General features: G+C 51.7%; 13 protein-coding genes. All 13 read right to left on the reverse strand.

Features of this window, described 5'->3' with window-relative positions:
• Positions 1 to 5 precede the first annotated feature (5 nt).
• Positions 6 to 725: an LPS export ABC transporter ATP-binding protein gene (gene lptB / locus SPSPH_RS16490; protein WP_075757153.1), complete on the reverse strand. Its 720-nt coding sequence runs from the start codon at positions 723 to 725 to the stop codon at positions 6 to 8.
• A 68-nt stretch (positions 726 to 793) separates the two neighbouring features.
• Positions 794 to 1,534 carry an LptA/OstA family protein gene (locus SPSPH_RS16495; RefSeq protein ID WP_075757152.1) on the reverse strand — a complete coding sequence of 247 codons (741 nt, stop codon included), beginning with the start codon at positions 1,532 to 1,534 and terminating at the stop codon, positions 794 to 796.
• Entirely contained in the window at positions 1,534 to 2,088 is a 555-nt protein-coding gene (gene lptC / locus SPSPH_RS16500; RefSeq protein WP_075757151.1) for an LPS export ABC transporter periplasmic protein LptC, read from the reverse strand. The genes SPSPH_RS16495 and lptC overlap by 1 nt, the downstream gene beginning before the upstream one ends.
• Complete coding sequence (locus SPSPH_RS16505; RefSeq protein WP_075757150.1) at positions 2,085 to 2,966, reverse strand: lysophospholipid acyltransferase family protein; 882 nt, start codon at positions 2,964 to 2,966, stop codon at positions 2,085 to 2,087. Before SPSPH_RS16505 ends, lptC begins: the two co-directional genes overlap by 4 nt.
• Positions 2,967 to 3,008: 42 nt before the next feature.
• Entirely contained in the window at positions 3,009 to 3,554 is a 546-nt protein-coding gene (locus SPSPH_RS16510; protein WP_075757149.1) for a KdsC family phosphatase, read from the reverse strand.
• Positions 3,554 to 4,528, reverse strand: coding sequence for a KpsF/GutQ family sugar-phosphate isomerase (locus tag SPSPH_RS16515; protein WP_075757148.1), 975 nt, complete (start codon positions 4,526 to 4,528; stop codon positions 3,554 to 3,556). The genes SPSPH_RS16510 and SPSPH_RS16515 overlap by 1 nt, the downstream gene beginning before the upstream one ends.
• 213 nt (positions 4,529 to 4,741) lie before the next feature.
• Positions 4,742 to 5,566 carry a 3-deoxy-8-phosphooctulonate synthase gene (gene kdsA, locus SPSPH_RS16520; RefSeq protein ID WP_075757147.1) on the reverse strand — a complete coding sequence of 275 codons (825 nt, stop codon included), beginning with the start codon at positions 5,564 to 5,566 and terminating at the stop codon, positions 4,742 to 4,744.
• A gap of 20 nt (positions 5,567 to 5,586) precedes the next feature.
• Entirely contained in the window at positions 5,587 to 6,330 is a 744-nt protein-coding gene (gene kdsB, locus SPSPH_RS16525) for a 3-deoxy-manno-octulosonate cytidylyltransferase (protein WP_075757146.1), read from the reverse strand.
• A gap of 2 nt (positions 6,331 to 6,332) precedes the next feature.
• Entirely contained in the window at positions 6,333 to 8,828 is a 2,496-nt protein-coding gene (gene lpxK, locus SPSPH_RS16530) for a tetraacyldisaccharide 4'-kinase (protein WP_075757145.1), read from the reverse strand.
• A gap of 12 nt (positions 8,829 to 8,840) precedes the next feature.
• On the reverse strand, positions 8,841 to 10,565 hold the full coding sequence (gene msbA / locus SPSPH_RS16535; RefSeq protein WP_075757144.1) for a lipid A export permease/ATP-binding protein MsbA: 1,725 nt from the start codon (positions 10,563 to 10,565) through the stop codon (positions 8,841 to 8,843).
• Between the two features lie 60 nt (positions 10,566 to 10,625).
• Positions 10,626 to 11,762, reverse strand: coding sequence for a lipid-A-disaccharide synthase (gene lpxB, locus SPSPH_RS16540; protein WP_075757143.1), 1,137 nt, complete (start codon positions 11,760 to 11,762; stop codon positions 10,626 to 10,628).
• Positions 11,763 to 11,787: 25 nt separating this feature from the next.
• Positions 11,788 to 12,591: an LpxI family protein gene (locus SPSPH_RS16545; RefSeq protein ID WP_075757142.1), complete on the reverse strand. Its 804-nt coding sequence runs from the start codon at positions 12,589 to 12,591 to the stop codon at positions 11,788 to 11,790.
• A 106-nt stretch (positions 12,592 to 12,697) separates the two neighbouring features.
• Positions 12,698 to 13,519 (reverse strand): acyl-ACP--UDP-N-acetylglucosamine O-acyltransferase, encoded by an 822-nt coding sequence (gene lpxA / locus SPSPH_RS16550; RefSeq protein WP_075757141.1) that lies wholly within the window; start codon positions 13,517 to 13,519, stop codon positions 12,698 to 12,700.
• Positions 13,520 to 13,692 lie beyond the last annotated feature (173 nt).

Genomic DNA, 13,692 nt, shown 5'->3' on the forward strand with positions numbered 1-13,692 from the left:
CTCCCTTACAAGCTGAAGTTGTGGCCAAGATAGTATTTTCTCGCGACTTCGCTGTTGGCAATGGTATCACTGTCGCCGTCAATAAGGATTTGCCCTTCATTAAGGATATAGGCTTTATCAACAATACTCAGGGTTTCCCTGACATTATGGTCGGTAATGAGTACGCCGATGCCGCGTTGTTTGAGATAGCTGATAATTGCCTGGATATCGGCTACCGCGATCGGGTCAACACCGGCAAAGGGCTCGTCCAACAGAATAAAACCCGGGTCGGTAGCCAGCGCTCTGGCGATTTCCACCCGCCGGCGTTCGCCGCCTGAGAGTTCGGAGCCTTTGCGCTTACGGACATGGTCAACATGAAATTCCTGCAGCAGGCTTTCCATTTTGACGTTGGCCTCATCAACAGTTAACCTGGTGGTTTCCAGGATGGCCATAATATTGTCTTCTACCGTAAGTTTGCGAAAAATGGAGGCTTCCTGCGGCAAATAGCCGATGCCGTAACGGGAACGCTGATACATTGGCATATGGGTTATTTCTTCATCATTAATAAATATCTGACCACTGCTGGGACGCTCCAGGCCGACAATCATATAGAAGGTGGTGGTCTTCCCTGCACCATTTGCGCCCAGGAGACCGACAATTTGTCCCTGGTCCACACGCAGGCTGACACCGTCGACCACATTACGGGTTTTAAAGGTTTTGATCAAGTCACGGGTTTCGATATACATATCGCCAACATCCTCACTAGCTATCTATTCGGCATTAACAAATATTACAGGCGCAATCGTTTCCCCGGTTACTGCGGGGTAATGACAAGCTGGTTGCGGCCGCCGCTGGCGTCCATGGCCTTGTCATCAAGCCGCAGGGTCAGTGTCTCTCCAACCAGAACATTGCCATCCTGGACGGCACGGGCATTGCCTGTCAGGATAACCTTGCTCTGTCCCTTGGGTTCCCCGTAGTAGGTCGCCATATTGGCGGTGGCGTCAAGCTTGCGCACCTGGCTGACAATATGAACCGAGCCGGTGCCGGTGGCACTATTTTCGTTGATAAAAGCTTCAATTTTATCGGCAGTCATGGTGCCGTCAGGCATTTCAATCCTGCCGCTTTCCGGCACCAGAACATATTGCGTCTCTGGGAAATACTCCACCTGCGGACCGGTAAGGCGTTTGTCGCCCTTAGTCAGAACGGCATCCCCCCTGGCAATCAGATGGGAGTTGTTTTTGTAGGTCTGTACCTGGACGGCACTCAGGGTGGCATCCTGATTCACGGCATGTACACCGCCGGTAAGCTGGCCTTCCTGACTTTTAACATTGTATTTGGCTTCAGCGCCGGTCATTACTGTCTGGCCCTGGGTGATGCGGACCCCGCCGGTAGCATGCATGATACCGCTGGGCGCATCGTATTCAATGGCATTGGCCGTAATCTCGACAGGCGTTTTGGCTGCAGGCTGCGGCGCAGCCCCGGCAAGCAAACTGCCGACGCTTAAGGTTATCGCCGTAAATACAGTGAGTAATGTACACTTTTTATTGTTTCTCATTAATTCTTCCCTCCTGTAACGACCTTAGCGTTGCCATAGATTTTGAATTTTTCCATTTTATCATCGGTTTCCAGCTTATCGCCGGTAATGGTGGTATCGCCTCTGGTCAAAGTAACGCCGCCAACACCGGTAAAGTGCTTGGGTTCCCCCGACCACCAGGCCTCAGGTGCGGTAAATACCGCCCCGTTGCTGTTTATGGCTCTGATATTCCCTTGCATGGAAATGTCGCGTGTTTTGGTATCAAGTGTCGCCCGGTTGGCGCTGATATCCACTGTACCGTCTTTTTCCCGGTAAAAGGTTCCTTTAAGGTTATTCAGATATATGGTGTTTCCCGTGGGAGCAGCCTCAATGGTATCGGCATTCAGTTCCCACAGTTTTTTACCATCCTCTTCTTCGACAATGGTGCTTCCGGAAAATGTAAGGTTAAGCGGAGCTTGAGACGGGGTTGCCGGGGAATCGGTTGAATCGGCGGCACTCCCCCAGAAGAAGTAGTAGACTCCTCCTGTCAGGATCAGCAGCGCGCAGGCAATTGCAAAATATCGCTTGCTCTTCAAGAAGACTTCACCTCAGTATTCCAGCGCTTTTTAAACCATAGCCATTCATCAGGATAGTCTTTGACTGCTGACTCAATGATTCTGGTCATGCGTTCGGTCATAGTATATAAATCGGCCTCCGGATTGCCGGTGTCTTCAAAATAAATGGGCGGCTCCAGCATGATGCGGTGGGTGCCGTCAGGGTTGCGGACAATAAAGCCCGGTACCACAGGGGCTTTGAATTTGCGGGCAAAAACGGCCGGCCCCAGCGGGGTTGCCGCAGGTTTTCCTAAAAAATCAACAAATACGCCGTCATGGCCGGCGTCCTGATCGGCAAAAAAAGCCAGCATTTTGCCTTTTTTTAATGCTCTGGCGGCGCCGATAATTTCACTGGTGCCGCTGGCAAACAGTTCTATGCCAAACAACTCGCGGTGTTCATTCAATATCCTGGTATGGTGCTCATTGGGCTGAGCCTTTATGATGTCGGCAACAGGAAAACCTTCCAGCGCCAAGGCTGCGCCAAACCATTCCCAGTTGCCCAGATGGCCTGTCAGAAAAACAACGCCCTTTTTCCCGGCCAGCGCCTCCTCCAGGTAATGGCGATTTTCAATGGTGATATAGCGCCTGACCTTTTCCTGGGTCAAAGCCGGCATATGCAGGACTTCGAGGAAGGTCTGACCTAATTTGATAAAAGATTTTTTTATCATGGCTTCGGCTTCAGGCTGCGACAGCCCGAGCCGCTCCCTGCTCTGTTCAATGGCCCGGATACGCTGTTTTTTGGCGATCCGGTAATAGAGCCGGCCAAGGATCCTGCCGGTAGAAAGCAAGACCGGATGTGGCAGCAGGCACACCAAGCGGCTGGCTAGTTTCCATATATGATATTGCCATTCATTTGCCATGTGTCTGCTCCTTTCTCCAAGAGATGCTCTTGGTACTATTTACTACTGTTCCAGGCTGAACCTGTCTTTGCTCAGATATTCGGCAATTATCCTGTCCCATTTTCCCTGCGCCTTGAGAATATGCTCAATAATCTCACGGACAGCACCATCGCCGCCCGGCCGGCCGGAAATGTATCTGGCCACTGCTTTCACTTCGGCCACGGCATTGGCCACCGCGCAGGGAAAGCCAATCTGCACCATGACAGGCAGGTCATTGATGTCATCGCCCACATAGGCTATCTGCTCCGGGGTCAGGGCATGCTTTTTTATAAGCTCCTGCATGGCCGTAACTTTATCGGCGGCGCCTTGATGGATGTCGCCGATGTTGAGCTCGGTGCCGCGGCGGCGTACGATTTCACTGTTACGTCCGGTGATGATGGCCGTCTTTAAGCCGGCCTTGTGCGCCAGTGATATTCCCATACCGTCCTGACAATGGAACGCCTTTAGCGCCTCCCCTTCCTGGCCGAAGATAATATGGCCGCCGGTCAGCACTCCATCCACATCAAAAATGATAAGCTTAACCTGGGCAGCATAGGGGACACTATTCATTATACCACTCCTTGACGTAATAAGTCAGTAAGGTGAATGATACCAATTGCACGAAATTCACTGTCAACTACTGGCAGCACGGTAATGGGGCGCGGTTTGTTTTTTTCCATAAAATTAAGAGCCTGGGCTGCCAGCCTGTCTTTAGTAATGGTGCGGGGCTCTCTGGTCATTAGCCCGGCTACCGGTTTATCCAGGAAATCATGTCCTTTTTCCAGACTGCGGCGAATGTCGCCATCAGTTAACAATCCCACAAGTTTCATGCTCGCCAGTGACTCAACTACTAAAACAGCGCCAAGTCCCTGGGCGGTAATGGAAAATAATGCTTCTTTTACCGTCTTGTCCGGTGTTACCGCCGGCAAATCACTGCCGCCATGCATGACATTTTCTACGGTAAGCAGCAGCTTGCGTCCCAAGGCACCGCCAGGGTGGTAGAGGGCAAAGTCCTCCGGGGTGAAGTTACGGGCCGATAATAACGCAATCGCCAGGGCGTCGCCCATGGCCAGGGTGGCGGTAGTGCTGGCAGTAGGGGCTAACCCGAGCGGGCAGGCTTCTTTGGCTACCGCCACATCAAGAAAAACATCTGCATTCTGTGCCAGGGTGGATTTGGCGCGGCCTGTCATGGCAATAATCGGCGTACCAATGCGTTTAAGGGTTGGCAGCAGGCCAATCACTTCATTGGTTTCACCGCTGTTGGAAATAGCCAGGACAATATCATGAGCGGTAACCATCCCCAGGTCGCCATGAATGCCTTCGGCCGGATGAAGAAAAAAGGCCGGCGTACCGGTGCTGGCCAGGGTTGCAGCTATCTTTTTGCCAATAATACCGGATTTCCCCATACCGCTGACAACCACCCGGCCCGAGCAATTTATAATCATTCTCATTGCAATGGTAAATTGTTCATTGATCCGGGGAATTAAGGCACGAATGGCTTCCGCCTCCAGCTCTAAACAAGCACGGGCATGTTCAATAGGCATTGTAATTTCCTCCTTAAAACACGGGATTGACACCTGGTGCTGCAGCCGGTGATGTTATGCAGTATATCACCGGCACTTTTGCCGCCATGCTTTGTTGTCGTCGCCTTACATATGTCCGATATGCGCGGCTCCTCCGCCGCGCCTGGCGACAAAACTGCTCGGAGCTATACTGCATAACATCACCGGCTGCAGCACTTGGCAATCCCGTGTTCCTTACTTATGTTTTCTTACTGCATCATCGATGGCGATTACATCCTGCAGCAGTGCTTCCAATTTGTCGACATAGAGCATATTGGCGGCATCTGACTTGCCTTCCGGCGGATTGTCATGAACTTCCATGAACAGCATGTCAACCCCGGCAGCAACTGCCGCTCTGGTCAGGTAGGGCACAAATTCGCGTTGTCCGCTGGAACTGGTGCCGGCGCCGCCGGGCAGCTGGACACTGTGGGTGGCATCAAATACCACCGGATAACCCAGGGACCGCATAATCGGCAGAGAGCGGAAATCCACTACCAGATTATTATAGCCGAAGGTAGCGCCCCGTTCTGTCAGCAAAATATTGCGATTGCCGGCTTCTTCCAGCTTGGCAATGACATTTTTCATATCAAGCGGTGCCAGAAACTGGCCCTTTTTTACATTAACGGCTTTACCGGTGCGGCCCGCCTCATATACCAGGTCGGTCTGACGGCAGAGGAATGCCGGTATCTGGAGAATATCCAGAACTTCGGCTGCGGCTTCAATCTGGGTGACACAATGAATATCACTGACCACCGGCACTTGCAGCTCTTTTTTAATATGCGCCAGGATGCTCAGGCCTTCTTTCAGACCGGGACCGCGGAAAGAATTATAGGAAGAACGGTTTGCTTTATCATAGGACGCTTTAAAAATATAAGGAATCTGCAAGCGGCCGGCGATTTCCTTGATAGACCGGCCGATGGCCAGGGTGCGTTCAGGATCTTCGATAACACAGGGTCCGGCAATCAGCACAATAGGGTTCTGTCCGCCAACTGTGATGTTTTGAATTTGTACGGTATGCATAGTTTCGCCTCCTGAATATATTACCTTTGTAAAGTCTGAAAATAGGTATTCACCTTTTCCAGTTCTTCCGGGGTATCAACACCGATGGATTTAAAGTCGGTTTTAAGCACTTTAATTTTGTGGCCATGCTCCAATGCCCGGAGCTGCTCCAGCGACTCGGTCACTTCCAGCGGTGTCGGCGGCAGTTTCGCATAGTTAAGGAGAAATTCGCGCCGGTAGGCGTAAATGCCGATATGCTTGTACACCGGCAACTGACCGTCAGGCAGCTTGGCATTACGGGGATATGGCAGCAGGGAACGCGAAAAATAGAGTGCGTAGCCATCGACAGCAGTCACTACCTTTACCGCGCTGGGCAGATTATATTCGCTTTTGTCCATTTCCGTCATGAGGGTTGCCATATTGAGTTCCGGGCAATTATCAAAAGCGCCGGCCAAAAGGTCAATGACTTCCGGCGCTATAAGCGGTTCATCGCCCTGTACATTAATAATGATATCGGTTTCAGGATACTCTGCGGCAACTTCCGCCAGGCGGTCGGTGCCTGTCGGATGCGCCGGTGAAGTCATCATTACCTGACCGCCAAACTCTTTGACCGCCTGATATACCAGTTCATGGTCTGTCGCTACCAGCACCAGGTCCGGGCGTTTAGCCTGTTTGGCCCGCTCATACACATGCTGAACCATAGGTTTGCCGGCAATTAATGCCAGCGGCTTGCCCGGCAGCCGGGTAGAGAAATACCGTGCCGGAATTACACATAAAACCTTCATTATTACATACCCCCGCATTCGGAATAGGGTTTTGCCACTTCATTGATCATTGCCATAAGTTTTTCACAACCGTCATGGAATCTGACTTCAATGGACAAGACATACACAGGCAGCGACCGCTCGGAGTGAATAAACTCTGACGGGATTTTAACCGCGTCTTTGTCGGTGGTAATGAGCGCCGCCACTTGATTGTCAATGGCCTTTTGCATAATCCACTGCATTTCCGCCATGGTATAGTCATGGTGGTCAGGATACCGCACCGCGTCTACCACCACTCCGCCTAAATCCGTAATGGTCTTTTCAAAGGAGGACGGATTGCCGATGGCCGAAAATGGCAGAATGTAGCGGTCTTGGATGACAGTTAACGGCACATGTTCAGAAGCGACACCTTTGGACCATTCCGCAATTTCAATAAAACACTGCGGCGTATGTGTACTCTCAACAATCAATGCTTCATTGTTGTATTTTGCCAGGGTTTCCCTGATGGTCTCCTTGGCCTCATCTGTCGCCTGATCCACCTTGGTCAAGAGGAAGGCATTGGCCCGGTTTAAATTAGCCAGCGGTTCCCGCAGGGTGCCGCGCGGCAGCAAGCAATTATTGCCGAAAACATTCAGCGCATCAATAAGCAGAATATCGAGATCACGCTGGAGCAACCAGTGCTGATAGGCATCATCCAGGATGATTATCTCGGCCTGCAGGTTGTTTACCGCATATTCACCGGTGATATAACGGTTGCGGCCAATAATTACCGGTACTCCCGGCAGGCTTTTGGCCAGCAGGTAAGCTTCATCGCCGGCCTCACCGGCCGACATATAAATTTTCCGGCCGTCAGATACTACACCGACCTCCCCTTTCCAGCTGGCCCGGTAACCGCGGTTTAGGATTACCACCCGGTGACCCATGTCCCGGATGATGGCGGCCAACCGCTGGGCGGTGGGAGTTTTGCCGGTTCCGCCTACGGTAATATTACCCAGGCTGATTACCTTACAGGGCAGGCGATAGGATTTTAATATTCCTGACCGGTAGAGGGCCAGTTTGATGGAAACACCGAACCCGTACAACACCGACATGCCGCGGAGCACAGCCAGCAGCACGGCGGCAAACAGCCCGTGTTTTTCACCATGCACCAGTTTGTACAGATATATTTGCGGGGCTTCCCGGTGCGGCATCTTATGGTCTGTGCCTTTGCCCCGCTGGTGTGCCGGAGAGGTTTCAAGCACTTCTTTCAACAGTAAAGCGCTTTTCCGGGATGCACCCTGGTTTTCGCTGATAATGGCCAGCGCCGCCTGGCCCATTTCTTGTATTTTCTCCGGATTGTGCAGCAGGCTGCGGATGGTTGCCGTCAAATCGGCGCTGTCCTTTACGGTCAGGCAGGCACCACCGTCAGACAGCATGGCATAGCTGGTTTTAAAGTTAAACATGTGCGGGCCGACCAGAATGGGTTTACCGTGAGCGGCAGGTTCCAGAATATTATGCCCGCCGCGGGGAACCAGGCTGCCGCCGGTATAGACAATATCGGCCACACCGTAAATTTTTCCCAGTTCACCGATGGTATCAATAATAATGATGTTGGGCAGAACGGCAGCCCTGTCTGCCGGCAGCCTGGTGCGCCGGACAGCCTGCAGGTCATAGTCTGCCGCCAGTTCAATGATTTCTTCGGCCCGCATAATATCGCGTGGGGCAACGACCAACTGGCTGTCGGGAAATTCCGCGATAATCTGACTAAAGGCCGTAAACAGCGCTTCTTCTTCGCCCTTGTGCGTGCTGCCTGCCACAATAATCGAACCCGATTCCCGCAAATGCAGGGTATGATATAAAGCGGTCTTTTCCTCGCCGCTCAGGGTGGTATAGCTTTGATCGAATTTCGTGTTACCGGTAATCACTACCCTCCGGGGATCGGCGCCAAGCTTCATAATATACTCGGCATCAATGGGGGATTGCATGCAGAACTGAACAATAGTACCCAGCATGTCTTTGAGCACACCCCGGAAATAGGTGTAACGGCTCAGGCTTTTTTCGCTGATTCGCCCATTGACCATGATGACCGGGATCTTCATGACTTTGGCGGTTTTCAGGAAGTTCGGCCATAATTCGGTTTCGACCAGCAGAAAAACCCTGGGACGGATTTTGGAAATAACCGCACGGCTGAGAAACGGCAGATCAAGGGGAAAATAGATGATGCCGTCAGCTTCGGGAATAATCCGTTTGGCCATATCATAGCCGGAGGCCGTAACTACCGATACCAGTACCGGTTTGCCAGGAAGCTCCCGCTTTATCTCCTTGACTACCGGACTGGTAGCAACAATTTCGCCCACCGAGGCGGCATGCAGCCAAATAGCATCTTTGCCGGCCAGTTTAGCCACCGTTTCCTCAGGCAGTCTGCCCAGGCTCTGCTTCAAACGCTCGGCAAAGCCCTCCTCGCGAATTGTCCTTACGACAAACACCGGCAGAGCCAGAATAAACAGCAATACTGCTGCAATGTTATAAATAAGATACATATTGATACCTCTTTATTTATTAGCAAACTGCACCTGGTACAGCTTGCTGTACAATCCGCCTGCAGTCAGCAGTTGCTCATGAATGCCGCGTTCGATAATGCGCCCTTTGTCCATTACCAGAATGATATCGGCCCGCTGTACGGTTGACAGGCGATGGGCAATAACAAACGAGGTGCGGTTGACCATAAGTTTGTCCAGTGCGTCTTGCACCAGTTTCTCACTTTCGGTGTCCAGCGCCGAGGTGGCTTCATCCAGAATCAGTACCCGGGGGTCTTTGAGGATTGCCCTGGCAATGGCAATGCGCTGGCGCTGCCCGCCGGAGAGCTTGGAGCCGCGTTCACCAATCTGCGTGTTATATCCTTCCGGCATGCCTATAATAAACTCATGCGCGTTGGCGGCCTTGGCGGCGGCAAGAATGGCTGCCTCGCCGGCCTTGAGATCGCCATATAATATATTTTCATATACCGAGCCGTTAAACAGGACAGTTTCCTGGGGCACGATACCAATTTGCTCACGCAGTGATGCCAGGGTGACGGTCTTAATATCGTAGCCGTCAATGGTTATGCGGCCGCTCATGGGGTCATAGAACCGCGGAATGAGGTTGGCAATAGTGGTTTTACCGGCACCGCTCGGCCCGACGATGGCAACCATCTGGCCGGGTTCCACGGTCAGCGATACATCGGCAAGTGCCATTTCGCCCGGCTTATAGGAAAAATTCACCTGTTCAAAGGTTAACCGGCCGGTGATGCGCGGCAATTCCTTCGCGCCAGGCATATCTTTAATTTCAGGTTCGGTATCGAGAACGTCAAACACCCGCTGTGCCGCTGCCAGCGCCCGCTGGATATTGGAATACACCCGGCTCAGGCGTTTGATGGGATTGGTAATATTGACAACATAGATTAAAAAGGCAATAAGCGCTCCTGACGACAGATTGCCGTAAATGACCTCACGCCCGCCATACCAAATGATGAGGGTAACACCAATGGCCCCTAAAAACTCAATAATCGGCGTTAAGGTGGCACTAAGCTGCGCCGTTTTCATCTGTGCCCGGAAATTCGAATAGTTTTCCCGGTTAAAACGTCCGATTTCATATTCTTCGCGGACAAAGGATTTTATGACCCTTACAGCCGAAATGGTTTCCTGGAGAACAGAGGTAATATCGGCCGCCCGCTCCTGCGTTATCCGGCTGGCGGTTCGCAGGCGTTTGCCGAAAATATTGATGGCCTGCGCCACCAGCGGCATGGTAATCAAAGTCAGCAAGGCCAGTTTCCAGTGGATATAGAACATGGCCGCCATTGAACCAATTAATATCGCCGACTCGGTCACCAGCTCAATGACACTTTCAACAAGCGCATTTTGCAGGGCAGCCACGTCATTGGTGACATAGCTCATAATACTGCCTGTCTGCCGCTTTTCAAAATACGACAGTGACAGGCGCTGAAAATGGCGGTATAACCCCTCCCGGATATCAATAACTACCCTCTGACCAATATAGGACATCAGGTAGTTTTGGCCAAAAAAGAAAAAACCGCGCAGTAAGTAAACTGCCACAATACCCCCGGCAATGATGTTCAGCTTATACATGTCCTTGGCGGTCAGTACATCGTCAATTACATTTTGAATAATCCAGGGCAGCACCAGATTGGTGCCTGACGCTACCAGAATACAGACAATGGCCATGATAAAGCGCGGCAGGTATGGTCTGATATATTGTAACAATCGCAGATAAAGATTCATCTAGTTTAACCTCATAATTTGAAATAACAGCGGGTTAGTAGTCCGTTTAAACTTGGCAGACTACCGTCTTGCCTGCGCCACTTCCAGGATAACTTCGGCTACTCTGTGCACAGCACCGGTTTGCCCAAGTTTCTCCTTTACTTCCGCTAAGTCTGCCAGTACTTTTTCCCGCACAGTGTGATCGGTCAGCAAGACAAGAGTCTCAGCGGCAATCGTGCCAGGGTTGGCCTCGCCTTGCAGCAGTTCCGGCACAATCCTCCGCCCGGCCACAATGTTCGGCAAGCCGATATTCGGTATTTTTACCAGGAGTTTCCCCAGCAGATAGGTAAGTGCCGCCATTTTATAAATAATGACAGTAGGCACTCCCATTAGCGAAGTCTCCAGGGTGGCTGTGCCTGAGGATGCGATAGCAACATCGGCTATCCCCATTAAATCATAGGTGTGCTCAGTTGTCAGGGTAACATCCATAGTATAACCATCAATCATATTTTGCAGCATTTCCCGGGAAATTGTCGAGGCAACCGGCAAAAAAATCCGGCAGTCAGGCACTTGCCCGGCAACCTGCTGGCAAGCCTCCAGCATAACGGGCAGCAGGCTGCTGACTTCCTGCTCACGGCTGCCTGGCATCAACAACACTACCGGCTGACCTGGACGTACATTAAAAAACCGGTAAGCTTCTTCTTTAGCCAATGACGGTTTGACAATATCCACCAGCGGATGCCCGACGAAGGTTACATTGGCTCCGGCCTCACGGTACACTTCAGCCTCAAACGGAAAAATGGCTGCCAGCTTATCGACCAGCCCGGCCACGTCCTTCGCCCGGCCGCGCCGCCACGCCCAGGCGGAAGGGCTGATATACGAGACAACCGGAATGCCTTTTGCCTTAGCGATTTTTGCCAGTCTCAGATTAAAATCCGGATAGTCGATAATTACCAGAACATCCGGACGTTCCTGATCCATAAGTGCCGCAAGATTATCCCGTAACGCAAATAATTTTCCCAGGTTTTTGACGACTTCCACAAAACCAATAACCCCCAGGCCGGCTATGTCATAGTTCACAGTAACACCGGCGTCCCGCATCGCCTTGCCGCCCATCCCGAAAAGTTCAATATTGGGTTCAAGCAGTTTCAAAGCGGCGGCAACGCTGGCGCCATGCAGGTCGCCGGAGGCTTCGCCGACTGAGATCATTATTTTCATAGTATCCTCCGAAAGTTGGTTTCTCCTACATTACCACAATACATATTCCGTGCTTGTCAGCCTGTTCAATCACTGTTTGCCTGTCCACCAGCAGAGTTTTGCCTGCCTCCATCACCAAAGCGGCTGCACCGCTTTCAAGCATGGCTGCCAGTGTATCAGGCCCCACACAAGGTACATCAAAGCGTGAATCCTGTTTGGGTTTAGCGGCCTTAGCGACAATAGCGGCGCCCCGCCCCAGCTGGCCGCCGCGCCGGATGCAGGCATCGGTTCCCTCAATGGCTTCCACCGCCAGTACGGCTTTATTTTTGACAATTACAGTTTGCCCAATATCCAGGCCGCCTATTTTGCGGGCCATATCCAGGCCAAACTCCATATCTGCCAGTTGCTCCGGGGTAGGCTCCAGCCGGGTAAGTACGCCTGCCGGCGGCATCAGCTGCCTGATGAATTCTGTCTGGTCAAGCACCCCGATACCTTCACCTGCCAACTCCTGTACCAAGGCCAGCATAACCGTGTCGTCGTTCAAATCCTTGAGTCCGGCGAGCAGCTGCTGCATGCGGGCATCAGGCCGGGCCGAACCACTGAATAAATGCTCTTTGGTAACCTTGCCCAGCATGGTAACTTGTTGTACGGCTTCTTGTTTCAGCAGGGCCAGCAGCTTGTCCAGCTGGCCTAAACCGACAGTATGGAATTTGTCGGCGGCTGTGCTTAGTTCCTCATCTACCCCTGGCGCAACACTTACGGCAATCACGGCAAAGCCCATGCCGCGAGCGGCACGGGCAAATTCAACCGGCAACCGGCCAATACCGGCAATAAGTCCTATTGTCTTCATACTGGTCCCCACCTTATGTAGCTTGATGCAGCCTGAAAGCCGCATCAAGCGCTGTATAGTTTCAAATTAGTAGTATAGGTTTTGCCAAGCAAGGCTTAGCTATGCGTTAATTGTCCGCATCCTTGCGTCCGCGGCAAATGCCGCGTTCAGCATTGCGGAGAAAACGCATCATATGCTCAATTTCTTCACAGGAATCAAGTTCCTGTTCCATTACGGCAATGGCCTGGGTCAACGTCAGACCTGAACGGTAAAGAATCCGGTAGGCCTTCTTGAGGTTGCGGCGGGTAGTCTCATTCATGCCGGCACGTGACAGGCCGACATTATTGAGGCCGCAGACTTTAGCCGGATGCCCGTCAACAATAACAAACGGCGGTACATCCTGAACCACTTTCGAAGCCCCGCCAATCATGGCGTTGCGGCCGATTTTTACAAATTGATGCACACCGGTCAAGCCGCCAATGACTACCCGGTCCTCTACCACCACGTGACCGGCTAAGGTTGCCGCATTCGACATAATAACATGATTGCCGACAATGCAGTTATGAGCCACATGGGTATATGCCTGGAGCAGGCAATTGCTGCCCACCCGGGTTTCTTCCCCTTCGCCGGTAGCCCGGTTAATTGTCACAAACTCGCGGATTTTGGTGTTATCGCCAATAAATACATAGCTTTTTTCCCCACGGAATTTCAAATCCTGCGGTTCGGTGCCAATAGAGGCACTGGGAAAAATAACACAATTTTTGCCGATACTGGTCCAGCCGTCGATTACGACATGGGCGCCAATTTGCGTCCCGTCGCCGATGAGCACATTTTCGCCAATAACGGCATAGGCTCCTATTTCAACATCTTTGCCGATACGGGCATTGGGATGAACAACTGCAGTTTCGTGTATCTTACGTAATGGTATTACAACCGCTTCCGGTTTCATACGATAATCAACTCCCCACTAAATTAGAACTTGTAAGCAGGTCTCATAGTTCGTTTCTTTCTATTTATATATATTCCGACTGAGCAGTCGAAAAACGGCATGCTAAAATTAGGCAAAATAACCTTAATCAAAGCACTAAGCTGCATTTTTGCCGATTAGCACGCAGATTTCAG

This window comes from Sporomusa sphaeroides DSM 2875, assembly GCF_001941975.2.
In the GTDB taxonomy this organism is placed as follows: domain Bacteria; phylum Bacillota; class Negativicutes; order Sporomusales; family Sporomusaceae; genus Sporomusa; species Sporomusa sphaeroides.